This window comes from Bradyrhizobium iriomotense, assembly GCF_030160715.1.
GTDB lineage: Bacteria > Pseudomonadota > Alphaproteobacteria > Rhizobiales > Xanthobacteraceae > Bradyrhizobium > Bradyrhizobium iriomotense.
On sequence record NZ_BSOW01000006.1, the window covers coordinates 267,983 to 282,593 of the forward strand.

Here is a 14,611-nt window from a genome sequence, read left to right on the forward strand (position 1 = left end):
ATCTTTTCACCAGGCCCCGCCGGCATCGGACGGGGCCTTTTGTTTGGCCACGCTCCCTGTCGGCACAACAGCAGGAGCACCCGATGCCACCCCAACAGACGAACATCACATCCGAGACCTTGCGCGATGCCGCAGGGCTCGGCCTCGACCCTTCCATCGAATCGACGCGGAGCGTCCTTGGCCTGCTCAAGCGATATTGGCGTGCGTTTCAGGAGCGGCGCCAGCGCCAGAGCTTACGAGCCACCTTGCAGGACCTGAGTGACAGGGAGCTGATGGATATCGGCTTGACCCGCGCTGAGGTCGACTACATCACACCTCAACGAGCTATCGATAGGCTTAGAGATAGGACGACGTATCTATGGGGCCGTGGTGTGATGTGATTAAGCAACCGTCACATGCGCTTTGTGAACAATCATGGCCGCTTCCAATGAGCCAAGTGTATTGGTTGGCTCCGGTTGGGGTATGATACACAAAGCGCTGTGAACGAGACCGTTGGTATTGTTCCTAAGAGGCCGCTCAAAATGCAGGTTAGGCCAGCTCAAATTGCGGATGCCGACCATGCAATCGACGTCGTGCGACGGTCGATACAAGAATTGTGCGATCTCGATCACAGGGGTGACTTGGCCACTCTTTCGATGTGGCTCAGCAACAAGACGGCGGACAATATGCGACGATGGATCGCTGCTCACACTGTTCTTGTTGCGATCGAAGGTGAACAGATAGCCGGAGTTGCGTCCGTCCGGTCCGATGGTGCTGTATTGTTGAACTACGTGGCACCGGAGGCGAGATTTAAGGGAGCGTGCAAGTTGCTGATGCATGAAATCGAGCTCTGGGCATCACACCGTGGCCTCGAGTGGCTCACACTCGACAGCACGGCCACCGCACTTCGCTTCTACCTATCGAATGGCTGGGCCATTGCGGGGCCGCCGCAGCCTGGTTTCGGGGTGACGATGAGACATCCGATGCGTAAAGCGGTGACGGTCGCTCCGACAACCTAGTCCGCAGCCGTAGTCCGGCGCATGGCCTATGCCGGCGCGTTGGCGGAGACCGTGCGCGTCGAGGAGGTCCGCCGGATCATCGATCTCCACAGGGAAACGAGCGAACCGCGGCCGTTCCGCCCCATTCCGCTATGACCAGGCGAGGGGCGCTTTCCGCGGCCTGCGGCTAATGTGCATGGCTAAAGCCGTTTGCGCTATCCGCCGATCCGCTGCAATATGGCGGCAAAATAACCATGAGGGCATGGAGAGAAAATGGCTGCTCCCATCAAGTTCGGCGTGGGCCAAAGCGTGCTGCGCAAGGAGGATGACGTACTGATCCGCGGCAAGGGCCGCTATACCGACGATTATGCGCCGCACGCGGCCTTGCGCTGCCTGATGCTGCGCTCGCCGCATGCGCATGCCAAATATACGATCGATGTGAGTCGCGCCCGCGCGCTGCCCGGCGTCGCGCTGATTCTGACCGCCGACGACGTCGGGGATCTCGGCAATCTGCCGTGCCTGTTCAACCTCGAGACCGATCCGTTCACCGGCCCGCCTTACCCGATCCTGGCCAAGGACGAGGTGCGCCATGTCGGCGATGCCATCGCCTTCGTGGTCGCCGAGACCATCGACCAGGCGCGCGACGCGATCGAGGCAATCGACGTCAAGTGGACGCCGCTGCCGGCAGTGACCGGCGTCGTCAACGCCGTGAAGCAGGGCGCACCGCTGGTCTGGGCGGACAAGCCGGGTAACGTGCTGTTCGATGTCTCGATCGGCGACAAGGCCGCAACCGAAGCTGCTTTCGCCAAGGCGCATGCGGTCGCCGAGATCTCCATCGTCAATCCGCGTGTGGTCGCGAGCTTCATGGAGACGCGTGCGGCCGTTTGCGAATACGACGCCAAGCGCGACCATCTGACGCTGACGGTCGGCAGCCAGGGCAGCCATCGCCTGCGCGACATCCTCTGCCAGAACGTTCTCAATATCCCCACCGACAAGATGCGGGTGATCTGCCCCGATGTCGGCGGCGGCTTCGGCACAAAGCTGTTTCCCTATCGGGAATACGCCCTGATGGCGGTCGCGGCGCGAAAGCTGAAGAAGGCGGTGAAATGGGCGGCCGACCGCTCCGAGCACTTTATGGGCGATGCGCAGGGCCGCGACAACGTCACCACCGCGAAGATGGCGCTCGCCGAGGACGGCAAGTTCCTGGCGATGGATTGCGACCTGATGGGCGACATGGGCGCGTATCTGTCGACCTTCGGGCCCTACATCCCGCATGGCGGCGCCGGCATGCTGCCGGGCCTCTACGACATCCAGGCCTTCCACTGCCGGGTGCGCACCATCTTCACCAACAGCGTGCCGGTCGACGCCTATCGCGGCGCAGGCCGTCCCGAGGCGGCCTATGTCATCGAACGCCTCGTGGACGCTTGCGCGCGAAAACTCGACATGACGCCCGACGCCATTCGTCGCAAGAACTTCATTCAGCCGAAGGCGCTGCCCTACAAGACGGCCACGGGCAAGATCTATGACTCCGGCGACTTCGCCGCGCATCTGAAGCGCGCGATGGAGATTGCGAACTGGAAGGAGTTTCCCAAGCGCGCCAAGGCGGCCAAGAAGCAGGGGCTGGTCCGCGGCATCGGCCTTGCGAGCTATGTCGAGATCTGCGGCGTGATGGGAGAAGAGACCGCCAATGTGCGGCTCGATCCCAACGGTGACGTCACCGTCCTGATCGGCACGCAATCGAGCGGGCAGGGCCACCAGACGGCTTACGCCCAGATCGTCGCCGAGCAGTTCGGCCTGCCGCCGGAGCGCGTGCATATCCGCCAGGGTGACACCGACGAGATCGCGACGGGCTTGGGCACCGGCGGCTCGGCCTCGATCCCGACAGGCGGCGTCTGCGTGGAACGTGCTACGGGCGAGCTGGGCAAGAAGCTGAAGGAGGTCGCGGCGCAGGCGCTGGAGGCAAGTGCAGGTGACCTCGAGATTTCGGCCGGCGCGATCCGCATCGCCGGCACCGACCGCACGATCTCCTTTGCCGATCTTGCCAAGCGACCCGGCGCCGATCCCTCGAAGATGAACGGCAGCGCGACCTTCGCCAGTGCCGACGGCACTTATCCCAACGGCACGCATCTGGCGGAGGTCGAGATCGATCCGGCCACCGGCACGATCAAGATCGTCAACTACGTGATCGTCGACGATTTCGGCAAGACGCTCAATCCGCTCCTGCTCGCCGGCCAGGTGCATGGCGGCGCCATGCAGGGCATCGGCCAGGCGCTGATGGAGCAGGTGATCTATGGCGCGGGTGACGGCCAGCTCGTCACCGGCACCTATATGGACTACGCGCTGCCGCGCGCTGCCGACGGCCCGGCCTTCGTGTTCGAGACCCACAACGTGCCCTGCAAGACCAACCCGCTGGGCGTGAAGGGCGCGGGCGAGGCCGGCGCAATCGGTTCGTGCCCTGCCATCGTCAACGCCATCGTCGAGGGCCTCTGGCGCGAATACAAGATCGACCACATCGACATGCCGGCAACGCCCGAGCGGGTGTGGATCGCGATCAACGAGCACCACCGCCGTCACAGCCTCTAAAGCATGATCCGGACCCTAAGGGCCGCGTTAGCGCAAAGCGTGACGCGGTTTTCCGGAAAGATCATGCGCAAACAACAACCTAAAGCGCGATGACGATTTATCCAATCTCATCGCGCTTTAGCGTGATCTCCGCACGCGGGAATAAAAGCCCGCGGCGGGGTTCTATTCAGGGATGGGCCATGCCTCCCACGATGCGGAGCATGGCCCTCTCTCGAAATGTCTGCGAGCCCGGAGAAATACCAGATGAAACGGACGATTATTGTCGTGGGCACCTTGTTGCTGGGTGCCGGCGCCGTGGTGGCGCAGCAGGAGGTCGCGGTTCAGCAGGACAATCTGATGCGCTCGCAGGCCAAGAGCATGTACGGCGTCATCCTGAAGATGACCAAGGGCGAGATCCCCTATAACCAGAAGGCCGTCGACGAGGCGCTGACCAGCCTCGAAGCCGACGTCGCCAAGATCGCCAAGACCTTCGAGGTCAATCCCAAGCAGGACGTGGTGAACGCGACCTACGGCGCCTCGCAAAAGGTCTGGCAGAACAAGGCCGATTTCGACTCCAAGATCCCGCCGGTGCAGAAGGCGATCGCGGACGTCAAGGGCAAGATTCATAACGTCGCGACCCTGAAGGCCGCCTACACCAGCATCAACGACCGCTGCACCGACTGCCACGAAACCTATCGCGTCAAGCTGAAGTAGCGGGGCGGCTCCTTTCGCGACGACAGAGCTGGTAGCCCGGATGAACGAAGCGATATCCGGGGCAGGTGTCCCCGCATGTCGCTTCGCTCATGCGGGCTACGACTCCGTGCCAATCCGTGGTGGACCTCGCCAAGACGCAACAGAGAAAATCTGTCAGCCGAGCCTGACCGATCGCTGCCATGGCGCCGTGTATGGGTTATCCTCAATTTGAGCCGCCGCGACGTTGACGTGAATCGTTGGATGCCGGCGCATCCAACTCCTGACTGCTTTCGATTGCAGGATTCCAGCGTACGGCGAGGATCCGAATCCAAAACAGCGAGACAGGCCATGGCAAAACCGTTCCCGTCCAAGACCCATATCGGCAACCATATGCTGCATCCCGAAACCTTGATGCTGACCTATGGCTATGATCCGCAACTGTCGGAAGGCGCCATCAAGCCGCCGGTGTTTTTGACCTCGACCTTCGTGTTCAGGACGGCCGAGGACGGTCAGGACTTCTTCGATTTCGTCTCCGGCCGGCGCGAGCCCCCGGAAGGGATGGGCGCGGGCCTCGTCTATTCGCGGTTCAATCATCCCAACAGCGAGATCGTCGAGGACCGCCTTTCGGTGTATGAGCGCACCGAGAGCTGCGCGCTGTTTTCATCCGGCATGGCCGCGATCTCGACGACGATCCTCGCCTTCATCCGGCCGGGCGACGTCATTCTGCACTCCCAGCCGCTTTATGGCGGGACGGAAACGCTGCTGACGAACACGCTTGCGCGCCTCTCGATCAGCGCCGTCGGCTTTGCCGATGGCATCGACGAGGCCGCGGTCAAGCAGGCCTCCGAGGAGGCCATGCGCAAGGGCCGCGTGGCGATGATCATCATCGAAACCCCGGCCAATCCGACCAATGGCCTCGTCGATATCGCGATGATCCGCCGCGTTGCCGATGCGATCGGCAAGGCCCAGGGACACACGCCGATCATCGCCTGCGACAACACGCTGCTCGGGCCCGTGTTTCAGCGGCCGATCGAGCATGGTGCTGATATTTCCCTGTACTCGCTGACCAAATATGTCGGCGGTCATTCCGACCTGATTGCCGGGGCCGCGCTCGGCTCAAAGGCAATCATGAAGGGCATCAAGGCGCTGCGGGGTGCCATTGGCACGCAACTGGACCCGCATTCGTGCTGGATGATAAGCCGGTCTCTGGAGACGCTGAGCATCCGCATGGAGAAGGCCGACGGCAATGCGCGGCTCGTGGCCGACTTCCTGCGCGACCACCCCAAGGTGGCGAAGGTTCACTACCTAGGTCACCACGAAGAGACGTCGCCGGCCGGACGCGTGTTCGCAAGGCAGTGCCTCGGTGCGGGATCGACATTCTCTTTCGACATCGTCGGCGGCAAGGAAGCGGCCGTGAAATTCCTCAACGCGCTGCAGATCCTCAAGCTGGCGGTGAGCCTGGGTGGAACGGAGTCGCTTGCGAGCCTGCCTGCGACCATGACCCATTCCGGCGTTCCCGCCGACATCCGTCAAAAGATCGGCGTTCTGGAGTCCACGATCCGGCTCTCCATCGGCATCGAAAACCCCTCGGATCTGATCGCGGACCTCGCGCAGGCGTTAAGTGTGGCTTAAGGAAGCTTGGACGTGAGCGCAGCGGTGGGACGCTGATGGGCTCGAACGGGTCTGCACAGTCAGCGCGTGATTAACCCTGACTTGATCATCTGCACCGAGAGTGCCGGGCGGACGCCGGATAAGCGTCGTTTTGTGACTAAGATCACAGAGCGAATATTGCTTTTCGGCACGCTGTATCTAGTCTGCCAGATTGCAATCCTGGGGGGACTGCAGTGAGTCGTTTTGGTCTTTTTGTTTTATCGATATTTGCCGTCTTGCTGGGATGCGGCTCGGCCCATGCCGAGAAGCGCGTTGCGCTGGTGATCGGCAATTCGGCCTACAAGAACGTGCCGCGGCTTGCCAACCCGGTCAACGATGCCGGGCTGGTCGGCGGCATGCTGAAGAAGGTCGGCTTCGACGTCGTCGATGTCAAGCAGGACCTCGGCGGGGCCGAGATGCGCAGGACGCTGCGCGAGTTCGGCAGCAAGAGCCGCGATGCGGACGTTGCGGTCGTCTACTATGCCGGCCACGGCATGGAGGTGGACGGCAACAACTACCTGATCCCTACCGATGCCCTGCTGGAGACCGACACCGACGTCTACGACGAGGCGTTCCCGCTCGATCGGGTGCTGGTCAGCATCGAGTCGGCAAAACAGCTTCGTCTCGTCATCCTGGACGCCTGCCGCGACAATCCTTTCGCCAAGACCATGAAGCGCACGGTTGCCTCGCGCGCGATCGGGCGCGGGCTCGCCAAGGTAGAGCCGACCAGCCCGAACACCATGATTGCTTTCGCCGCCAAGGCCGGATCGACGGCTTCCGACGGCGATTCCAGGAACAGCCCGTTTGCAGTGGCTCTGTCCGATCATCTGCCAAAGCCGGGGCTCGATCTGCGCAAAGCCTTCGGCTTCGTGCGCGACGATGTGCTGAAGACGACCAGCTACAAGCAGGAGCCGTACGTCTATGGTTCTTTGGGCGGCGATGATGTGTCGCTGGTGCCGGTCAAGCCGGTAGCTGCGCCGGGTCCGCAGGCCAATCCCCAGGACAGCGTGCGGCGGGACTATGAGCTGGCGCTCCAGATCGCCACCCGAGAGGTCTGGACGGCATTCCTCGCGCAATATCCGGACGGGTTCTACGCAAGCCTCGCCAAGGGGCAGTTGAGCAGGATTGCCGCCGAGGAAGCGCGTGCTGCCGCCGCGGACAAGGCACGGCAGGCCGAAGAAGAGAAGGCTCGGCTAGCGACCGAACGCGCCCAGAAGGCCGAGCAGGAGAAGGCCGCTGCCGCGGCCAAGGCGGCCGAGGACGCCCGGCTTGCTGCTGAAAAGGCCAAGCAGATCGAGGAAGCCAAGGCAGCGGCCGCTGAGCAGCGCCGGAAGGAAGCCGAAGCCTCGGCTGCGAAGGCGCTCGCGGAGAAGCAGGCCGCCGAAAAGGCCAAGGCGGACCTTCAGGCCAAGCTGGCGGCGGAATCGGCCGCAAAGCAGGCCGCTGCCGAGAGGGCTGTCCAGCAGCCGGCCTCTGAGACGCAGTCTGCTGCTGAGACCCAGAAGGTCGCGGCGCTTGCTGCTCCGCCGACCTCAAGCCTGTCCCCGGCCGAACTGGCAAAGTCCGTGCAGTCGGAACTGCGGCGCGTCGGCTGTTTGACGTCATCCACCGATGGCGAGTGGAACGCGACCTCGCAGCGCTCGCTGACGCAATTCAACAAATATGCCGGCACCAAGTTTGATGTGAAGCTCGCGAGCATTGATGCACTGGACGCGCTGAAAGCAAAGCAGGGACGCGTCTGCCCGCTGATCTGCGAGCGCGGCTTCAAGGCGGATGGCGACAATTGCGCGAAGATCACCTGCCGCGCCGGCTACCGGGTGAATGACGACAACGAGTGCGAGAAGGTTCAGGACAAGAAGCCCATCGCGACCCGCGATGACTCCAAGCCGCGAGACGACGAGAGGAAGAAGGTCGAGTCCGCGCCGGCGAAGCCGCAGGCGACGGGCCAGATCTATTGCGACAGTAGGGGCTGCCGTCCAGTTCAGAAGGGCTGTCGAGTTGAAGTCGCGATTGGGCAGGTAGGGCACCGCGAAGTCTGTAACTGAAGACGAGCGTCGGGCGAGGAAACTTCGAGCGGTACATGCATCTTCGCGACTGGCGGAACACTCCGTATGCTCTCATCGCGTTGTGATTTGAGGCTGAAATGGGTGCGCTTCGGCTAATTGCCTTATTGATATTTGCGGTCTGGCTGGGCAGCAGCTCGGCCCACGCCGAGAAGCGCGTTGCCTTGGTCATCGGCAACTCCGCTTACAAGACCGTGCCGAAACTCTCCAATCCCGTGAACGACGCCGCACTGGTCGGCGGCATGTTCAGGAAGGCGGGTTTCGAGACCGTAGATGTCAAACTGGATCTTAGCGTCGTCGACATGCGCAAGGCGCTGCGCGAGTTCGGCAGCAAGGCGCGCGATGCCGATGTCGCCGTCATCTACTACGCGGGCCATGGCATCGAGCTGGACGGCAACAATTACCTGATCCCGACCGATGCCGCCCTGGAGACCGACACCGACGTCTTCGACGAGGCTTTTCCGCTCGATCGCGTGCTGTTTGCCATCGAGCCGGCCAAGCAACTGCGCCTTGTCATTCTCGACGCCTGCCGCGACAATCCATTCGCCAAAACGATGAAGCGCACGGTGGCCTCGCGCGCGATCGGGCGCGGGCTGGCCAAGGTCGAGCCGACCAGCCCGAACACTATGATTGCATTCGCGGCCAAGGCGGGATCGACCGCGTCGGACGGTGACGCGAAGAACAGTCCGTTCGCAACGGCGCTCGTCGATCGTCTTCCCACGCCGGGGCTCGACCTGCGCAAGGCGTTCGGCTTCGTGCGCGACGATGTCTTGAAGAACACCGGCTACAAGCAGGAGCCGTACGTCTATGGCTCTTTGGGTGGCGATGACGTGTCGCTGGTTCCGGCCAAGCCGGCAGTAGCGCCGGGCCCGCAGGCCAATCCCCAGGACAGCGTGCGCCGGGACTATGAGCTCGCGCTCCAGGCGGGAAATCGAGACGCATGGGAAGCATTCCTACAGGCTTACCCGGACGGCTTCTATGCCGGCCTCGCCCGCGCGCAACTGAAGAACGTCGCAGCCGAAGAGGCGCGCGCAGCCGCGGCTGCGAAGGCACGCCAGGCTGAAGACGAAAAGGCGAGGCTCGCAGCCGAGCGTGCGAACAAGGCCGAGCAGGAGAGGGCGGCGGCCGCCGCCAAGGCCGCCGAGGACGCCCGGCTTGCTGCTGAAAAGGCCAAGCAGATCGAGGAGGCGAAAGCTGCGGCGGCCGAACAGCGCCGGAAGGAAGCCGAGGCCGCAACGGCAAAGGCACTGGCGGATAAGCAGGCTGCCGAAAAGGCCAGGGCGGACCTTCTGGCCAAGCAAGCGGCCGACAAGCTGGCGGCGGAGGCGTCCGCAAAGCAGGCCGGCGAAAAGGCTGCTGCCGAGAGGGCTGTCCAGCAGCCGGCCTCTGAGACGCAGTCTGCCGCCGAGACCCAGAAGGTGGCGGCGCTTGCCGCTCCGCCGGCGTCAACCCTGTCCGCGGCCGAGCTGGCGAAGTCGGTGCAGTCGGAGTTGCGGCGCGTCGGCTGTCTGACATCATCCGGCGATGGCGACTGGAATGCAGCCTCGCAGCGCTCGCTGATGCAGTTCAACAAATATGCCGGGACGAAGTTCGACGCGAAGCTCGCGAGCATCGATGCGCTGGACGCGCTGAAGGCGAAGCAGGGGCGAGTCTGTCCGCTGGTCTGCGAGCGCGGCTTCAAGGCGGACGGCGATAATTGCGTGAAGATCACCTGCCGCGCCGGCTACCGGGTGAATGACGACAACGAGTGCGAGAAGGTTCAGGACAAGAAGCCCATCGCGACCCGCGATGACTCCAAGCCGCGAGACGACGAGAGGAAGAAGGTCGAGTCCGCGCCGGCGAAGCCGCAGGCGACGGGCCAGATCTATTGCAATAATTCCGGCTGCCGTCCCGTCCGGCACGGCTGTCGCCTTGAAAGCGTGGGCGGGCAGGCGGGGTATTCGCGGAGCGGAGGCGGCTCCGGCGGTACTGTCGAAGTCTGCAACTGAAGACGAGCGCCGGGTGAGGAAGGAAACCTTTCGGTACATGCATCTTCGTTATTGAGCCTGGCGAATGATGCGGAAGAAACGGAACACGGATTTTATTCCGGTTGGCACAACTTGCTGCGCTTTTGGCTCGCTAAAGCGGGTTTGACGTCCGGCATGCCGAGATGACTGCTGCAGCGGCTTCATTGGCCTGGACGCCCGAGAGCTGCTGCACGAGGCAGACATAGTAGCCCTTGTTCCTTTCGTTCAACAGAGAGTCTCCGTTGAGAGCGAGCCAGTTGCAGGCGGAGCGAATGTATTGGATGGCCATGGGAGAGCGCGTATCGCGGATGAAGGACAGCTCGCATTGAGCCTGCTTTTCCATGTCGGACTGTGCGACGGCGAGTCCAGAGGATGAAGCCAGCGCTGCGGCAGCGGCGACTGCTGATACAAGCGCGAACAGCGGACGAGCCCGTCCTTGGTCGCGCACGCGTTCTCCAGCTGGCAATCTAAAAAGCCTCATAGGTCAACGGCACCTGTTCGACAAAGCCCATGAACCGCGGCGCGACGGGCACCGCACGCGAGCCTGTTCCGAAATCTGATAGCTGACGGGGGACGAGTCAAGAAATTGCCATTGGCAGCGACCATATCAGGGCGAGGCGGGGATGAACCTGATTGGAGTGGAACTGAAAGGACTCGCGAATGGCAAAGAACACGATTTGCCTCTGGTATGACAAGGACGCCGAAGCTGCCGCCCGCTTCTATGCCGAGACGTTCCCCGATAGCGCCGTAAGCGCCGTCCGCCGTGCGCCCAGTGACTTTCCGTCGGGCAAGGCGGGCGATGTGCTGACGGTCGAATTCACCGTGGCCGGCATCCCCTGTCTCGGCCTCAACGGCGGTCCGATGTTTAGACACAGCGAAGCCTTCTCGTTCCAGATCGCGACTGACGATCAGGAGGAGACGGATCGTTATTGGAATGCCATCGTCGGCAATGGCGGGCAGGAAAGCGCGTGCGGCTGGTGCAAGGACAAATGGGGCGTGTCCTGGCAGATCACGCCGCGCGTGCTGATGGAGGCGCTCGCGGCCGGCGGCGACGAAGCAAAGCGTGCGTTCCAAGCGATGATGGGCATGACGAAGATCGACGTCGCCGCGATCAAGGCGGCCCGACGCGGCTGATCTGCGCTTGCAGCTCGCAGGCCGAGCAGGGCGCTGGTTATCAATTTCGATCAAGCAGGCGATGCGGCCCCGTGGCAAACTACGCAGTGGAGTAGGTCAGATCGGCAGTCGAGACTCACATGTTCCGCGTGACGGCAGACACATTGCAGGCCTATCTCGATTTCGATCCGGAGCGAAAGCATGATCTGGCCGGCCTTCACAAGCTGATCGTCCAAGCCGCACCCGCCCTCAAGCGCTTCTTCCATAGAGGGACCCCCGCGGGAGAGGCGGGCATGCGCATGAAGATGATCGGCTATGGAAAATTTCGCTATGCGATCAAATCCGGGAAGACCACCGAATGGCCGGTGATCGGCGTTGCCCTTCAGAAGAACTACATCAGCGTGTACGTGGCGGTGACCAGGCAAGGAGCGCCGATCGTACCAAGATATGCGGGAAAACTCGGCGAATTGCGCATGGGCGGAAACAACTTCAGTTTCGAGAGGTTCGATGAGCTGAAGCCGAATGCGATGTCGCTGCTGTTCGCGGAAGTTGCCGACATCTTCACGTCGGATCCGGAGAACCCTGTTCGATACATGCAGGGCTCGTGATGATCGCCTTGAAAAAGCCGGGCGCTCCCTCCTGCGCCCGGCCTTTTCCGACGAAGGTCGCCGAAGCTTACTTCGTCACCTGGCCGCGGATCTCGCCGCCCGGGTTCGCCGCGGTGTGGATGTTGACGTAGTACTTGCCGCCGAGCAGATCAGCGGCCTGCGCGTCGGTGAGCGTCGCTTCGCCCTTGACGGGGCTCGTCGCCGCATTCGGGATCGCGACCGCGACGCCCGCATTCTTGCCGGCCTCGGCCGGGCCGTGGAAGTGAGCGGCGGTCGCGGGGCCCGAGAGCCCGGAATAGGTGACGGTCCAGGAGAGCTTCTTGCTGGCGGCGTCATAGTCCAGATCGGCCGTGCCGGTGCCGGCACTGGTGTTCGCGGGCACCTCGGACTTGGCGTCCAGCGTTGCCTTCAATTTCTCCGCGCAGGCGGGTCCGGCAAATGCAAAGGCGGCCGTCAGCGCGAGCGTGGCAAAAAGGGGCTTGTTCATGGTTCTCTCCCTGTTGACCTCGAAAGGTGGCAAACGTCCAAACAGTGCGGCTTGGAATTTATTCCCGCCCGCCGTTCAAACCATCTAAATTATTCGTGGCTGGAGCGGCCGCGGCCACGCCTTTAAGTTCGTCGGACATCGATGGATTCTGTGAATGTTGCGACGAACAATCATTGCTGCGCTGCTCGTCGCCGGTCTCGGCCTTGCGCTCTATTGGTGGCTCACGGCGCCGGTCGCCATGGCGCTGCCGGCGGCCTCGCGCGCGCCCGATCTTGCCAACGGGCAGGAGCTGTTCAACGCGGGCGGTTGCGCATCCTGCCATGCCGTGCCTAACCAGCCCGACCGCCTGCGGCTCGGCGGGGGGCTTCCGATCGGCTCACCGTTCGGCACCTTCTACGCGCCGAACATCTCGCAGGATCCGGCCGACGGCATCGGACGCTGGAGCGAGACCGATTTCGTCAATGCGGTGATGAGGGGCGTCTCGCCCGAGGGCGCGCATTACTTTCCGGCCTTTCCCTACACGTCCTACACGCATGCGAGGGTGGACGATGTCCGCGATCTCTTCGCCTATCTGAAGACGCTGCCTGCCGTGCCGGGCAAGGTACGCGATCACGATTTGCCGTTTCCGTTCAACATCCGTCGCAATGTCGGCGTCTGGAAACGGCTGTTCATGGACGGCACGCCGTTGGTGGCAGATGCCGCGCGCTCGCCGCAATGGAATCGCGGCGCCTATCTCGTGAACAGTTTGGGCCACTGTGCCGAGTGCCACAGCCCGCGCAATCTGCTCGGCGGGCTCATCACGTCACAGCGCTTTGCCGGCGGCCCAAGTCCGGAAGGCGAGGGCTGGGTGCCGAACATCACGCAAAAGGGCATCGGCGACTGGAGCGAGAAGGACATCGCCGACTTCCTCGAGACCGGCGACATGCCCGAGGGCGACAGCGCCTCCGGCGCGATGCGCCCCGTGATCAAGAATCTCGCACAGCTCACGGGAGAAGACCGCGCCGCCATGGCCGAATATCTGAAATCGCTGCCGCCGGTCGAGGGGCCGAAGCCGCCGCCGAAGCGGAAGGAGGGCGGTTAGCGGCCTCCAAACGCCTTGAAGGTGATGATGGTGAGGGTGTCCTGGATGCCCGGCAGGATCTGCACCTTCTCGTTGATGAAGTGGCCGATGTCGGTGTCCTTGTCGACATAGAACTTCACCAGCAGGTCGTAGTGGCCCGCCGTGGAATAGATCTCGGAGGCGATCTCGGCTTCGGCGAGCGCGTTGGCGACCGTGTAGGACTGGCCGAGCTTGCATTTGATCTGGACGAAGAAAGGAACCATCGCGGTTGCTCCGAAGGCTTGATTTGGCGGCTAATAGGCCAAAATCGGCCGGCTTTAGCAAGCGAACTTGCTGGCCTCGGGCGCAAGCAAGCTTGCTGCCCCCTGGTATGCGGGTTAGGACAGATCATGGCCCCGATCCAGCAAGAAGCCGCGCCATGACGACGCCCGTAGCGCTGACCATCGCCGGCTCCGATTCGAGCGGCGGCGCCGGCATCCAGGCCGACCTGAAGACCTTCGCCGCGCTCGGCGTCTATGGCGCCTCGGCGATCACGGCGCTGACCGCGCAAAACACCAAAGGCGTGACCGGCATTCATGCGGTGCCCGCCGACTTCGTCACCGCGCAGATCGATGCGGTGTTCTCCGATCTCGACGTCGGCGCGGTCAAGATCGGCATGGTGGCGCAGGCGGCCAGCATCGATGCGATCGGCGCCAGCCTGGCGCGATGGTCGCTGCGACATGTCGTGCTCGATCCCGTGATGGTCGCGACCTCCGGCGACCGGCTGCTGGCAGCAGAAGCCGTCGAGGCGCTGCGCAAAAAACTCATCCCGCTCGCATCGGTGATCACGCCGAACCTGCCCGAGGCTGCCGCGCTGCTCGACGAGCCGGTGGCGGTGAGCGAGGCCGGGATCGAGAGCCAGGGGCGCCGCCTGCTCGCGCTCGGCTGTCGCGCAGTGCTGATCAAGGGCGGGCACGGGCAGGGCGCCGAGAGTATCGACTATCTCGTCAGCGCGGACGGCGCGATTGCGCTCGCCGCGCCGCGGGTCGCAACACAAAACACCCACGGCACCGGCTGCTCGCTGTCATCGGCGGTCGCGGCGGGACTCGCCAAGGGCGAAGGTCTCACAACCGCCGTGCGCAATGCCAAGACCTGGATCAGCGCGGCGATTGCGGCTGCGGACCGCTTCAGCGTCGGACACGGCCACGGGCCGATCCATCATTTCCACCGGATCTACTGAGCGCCGAAATTAACCATTGCGCGGCCGTCCATCGGACTCTTGCGGGCCGCATCGCTTCGTAATGTCGCCAGATTGTCGCACGCCGCTGCTATCCGCTCAGTGGGCGAGGGGAAATATGATTCGTATCTGCATACGCCTCGCACGTTCAAAGTCGTCATCCCCCTGTCACGGGA

The 14,611-nt window shown here is 63.1% G+C and carries 15 protein-coding genes; 11 read left to right on the forward strand and 4 right to left on the reverse strand.

Annotation, left to right across the window (positions count from 1 at the left end; translation table 11 throughout):
- Nucleotides 1-83: 83 nt before the first annotated feature.
- Nucleotides 84-380 (forward strand): DUF1127 domain-containing protein, encoded by a 297-nt coding sequence (locus QQL28_RS11355; RefSeq protein ID WP_284264847.1) that lies wholly within the window; start codon nt 84-86, stop codon nt 378-380.
- On the opposite strand, the gene QQL28_RS11360 is transcribed toward QQL28_RS11355, so the two are convergent.
- Nucleotides 381-818, reverse strand: coding sequence for a hypothetical protein (locus tag QQL28_RS11360; RefSeq protein ID WP_284264849.1), 438 nt, complete (start codon nt 816-818; stop codon nt 381-383). It lies immediately after the preceding gene.
- On the opposite strand from QQL28_RS11360, the gene QQL28_RS46110 reads away from it, so the two are divergent.
- From QQL28_RS46110 to QQL28_RS11385, 6 genes are all read left to right on the forward strand, one after another.
- Nucleotides 720-998 (forward strand): GNAT family N-acetyltransferase, encoded by a 279-nt coding sequence (locus QQL28_RS46110; RefSeq protein WP_488798568.1) that lies wholly within the window; start codon nt 720-722, stop codon nt 996-998. The two genes, QQL28_RS11360 and QQL28_RS46110, sit on opposite strands and share 99 nt — an antisense overlap.
- A gap of 252 nt (nt 999-1,250) precedes the next feature.
- Entirely contained in the window at nt 1,251-3,560 is a 2,310-nt protein-coding gene (locus QQL28_RS11365) for a xanthine dehydrogenase family protein molybdopterin-binding subunit (RefSeq protein WP_284264851.1), read from the forward strand.
- Between the two features lie 243 nt (nt 3,561-3,803).
- A complete protein-coding gene (locus QQL28_RS11370) occupies nt 3,804-4,253 on the forward strand; it encodes a c-type cytochrome (RefSeq protein WP_284264853.1) in 450 nt (149 codons plus the stop codon).
- 327 nt (nt 4,254-4,580) lie between these two features.
- Complete coding sequence (locus QQL28_RS11375; protein WP_284264856.1) at nt 4,581-5,864, forward strand: cystathionine gamma-synthase family protein; 1,284 nt, start codon at nt 4,581-4,583, stop codon at nt 5,862-5,864.
- Between the two features lie 212 nt (nt 5,865-6,076).
- Nucleotides 6,077-7,927, forward strand: a complete 1,851-nt coding sequence (locus QQL28_RS11380; RefSeq protein WP_348522488.1) for a caspase family protein — start codon at nt 6,077-6,079, stop codon at nt 7,925-7,927.
- Nucleotides 7,928-8,025: 98 nt separating this feature from the next.
- Nucleotides 8,026-9,933 (forward strand): caspase family protein, encoded by a 1,908-nt coding sequence (locus QQL28_RS11385; protein WP_284264860.1) that lies wholly within the window; start codon nt 8,026-8,028, stop codon nt 9,931-9,933.
- 130 nt (nt 9,934-10,063) lie between these two features.
- Here the strand turns inward: QQL28_RS11385 and QQL28_RS11390 are convergent, their stop codons facing one another.
- On the reverse strand, nt 10,064-10,399 hold the full coding sequence (locus QQL28_RS11390; protein WP_284264862.1) for a VF_A0006 family four-cysteine protein: 336 nt from the start codon (nt 10,397-10,399) through the stop codon (nt 10,064-10,066).
- A 212-nt stretch (nt 10,400-10,611) separates the two neighbouring features.
- Between QQL28_RS11390 and QQL28_RS11395 the strand changes: the two genes are divergently transcribed.
- Nucleotides 10,612-11,085, forward strand: a complete 474-nt coding sequence (locus QQL28_RS11395) for a VOC family protein (RefSeq protein ID WP_284264864.1) — start codon at nt 10,612-10,614, stop codon at nt 11,083-11,085.
- Nucleotides 11,086-11,204: 119 nt separating this feature from the next.
- A complete protein-coding gene (locus QQL28_RS11400; protein ID WP_284264866.1) occupies nt 11,205-11,672 on the forward strand; it encodes a hypothetical protein in 468 nt (155 codons plus the stop codon).
- A gap of 67 nt (nt 11,673-11,739) precedes the next feature.
- Here QQL28_RS11400 and QQL28_RS11405 read toward each other — a convergent pair whose 3' ends face one another.
- Nucleotides 11,740-12,159 carry a CHRD domain-containing protein gene (locus QQL28_RS11405; protein WP_284264867.1) on the reverse strand — a complete coding sequence of 140 codons (420 nt, stop codon included), beginning with the start codon at nt 12,157-12,159 and terminating at the stop codon, nt 11,740-11,742.
- Between the two features lie 154 nt (nt 12,160-12,313).
- Between QQL28_RS11405 and QQL28_RS11410 the strand changes: the two genes are divergently transcribed.
- Nucleotides 12,314-13,240, forward strand: coding sequence for a c-type cytochrome (locus tag QQL28_RS11410; RefSeq protein ID WP_284264869.1), 927 nt, complete (start codon nt 12,314-12,316; stop codon nt 13,238-13,240).
- Here the strand turns inward: QQL28_RS11410 and QQL28_RS11415 are convergent.
- Nucleotides 13,237-13,482 (reverse strand): Lrp/AsnC ligand binding domain-containing protein, encoded by a 246-nt coding sequence (locus tag QQL28_RS11415; protein WP_027528612.1) that lies wholly within the window; start codon nt 13,480-13,482, stop codon nt 13,237-13,239. The two genes, QQL28_RS11410 and QQL28_RS11415, sit on opposite strands and share 4 nt — an antisense overlap.
- A gap of 155 nt (nt 13,483-13,637) precedes the next feature.
- Here QQL28_RS11415 and thiD point away from each other — a divergent pair, with 155 nt between their 5' ends.
- Complete coding sequence (gene thiD, locus QQL28_RS11420) at nt 13,638-14,438, forward strand: bifunctional hydroxymethylpyrimidine kinase/phosphomethylpyrimidine kinase (RefSeq protein WP_284264872.1); 801 nt, start codon at nt 13,638-13,640, stop codon at nt 14,436-14,438.
- The last annotated feature ends 173 nt before the right edge of the window (nt 14,439-14,611 follow it).

Excerpts from the sequence above, each read along its gene's own strand:
- QQL28_RS11395 (WP_284264864.1), top strand. The coding sequence starts at position 10,612 with ATGGCAAAGAACACGATTTGCCTCTGGTATGACAAGGACGCCGAAGCT.
- QQL28_RS11405 (WP_284264867.1), bottom strand. The coding sequence starts at position 12,159 with ATGAACAAGCCCCTTTTTGCCACGCTCGCGCTGACGGCCGCCTTTGCA.
- QQL28_RS11400 (WP_284264866.1), top strand. The coding sequence starts at position 11,205 with ATGTTCCGCGTGACGGCAGACACATTGCAGGCCTATCTCGATTTCGAT.
- QQL28_RS11415 (WP_027528612.1), bottom strand. The coding sequence starts at position 13,482 with ATGGTTCCTTTCTTCGTCCAGATCAAATGCAAGCTCGGCCAGTCCTAC.
- QQL28_RS11410 (WP_284264869.1), top strand. The coding sequence starts at position 12,314 with ATGTTGCGACGAACAATCATTGCTGCGCTGCTCGTCGCCGGTCTCGGC.
- QQL28_RS11385 (WP_284264860.1), top strand. The coding sequence starts at position 8,026 with ATGGGTGCGCTTCGGCTAATTGCCTTATTGATATTTGCGGTCTGGCTG.
- QQL28_RS11375 (WP_284264856.1), top strand. The coding sequence starts at position 4,581 with ATGGCAAAACCGTTCCCGTCCAAGACCCATATCGGCAACCATATGCTG.
- QQL28_RS11355 (WP_284264847.1), top strand. The coding sequence starts at position 84 with ATGCCACCCCAACAGACGAACATCACATCCGAGACCTTGCGCGATGCC.
- QQL28_RS11365 (WP_284264851.1), top strand. The coding sequence starts at position 1,251 with ATGGCTGCTCCCATCAAGTTCGGCGTGGGCCAAAGCGTGCTGCGCAAG.
- QQL28_RS11360 (WP_284264849.1), bottom strand. The coding sequence starts at position 818 with ATGCATCAGCAACTTGCACGCTCCCTTAAATCTCGCCTCCGGTGCCAC.
- QQL28_RS11370 (WP_284264853.1), top strand. The coding sequence starts at position 3,804 with ATGAAACGGACGATTATTGTCGTGGGCACCTTGTTGCTGGGTGCCGGC.
- thiD (WP_284264872.1), top strand. The coding sequence starts at position 13,638 with ATGACGACGCCCGTAGCGCTGACCATCGCCGGCTCCGATTCGAGCGGC.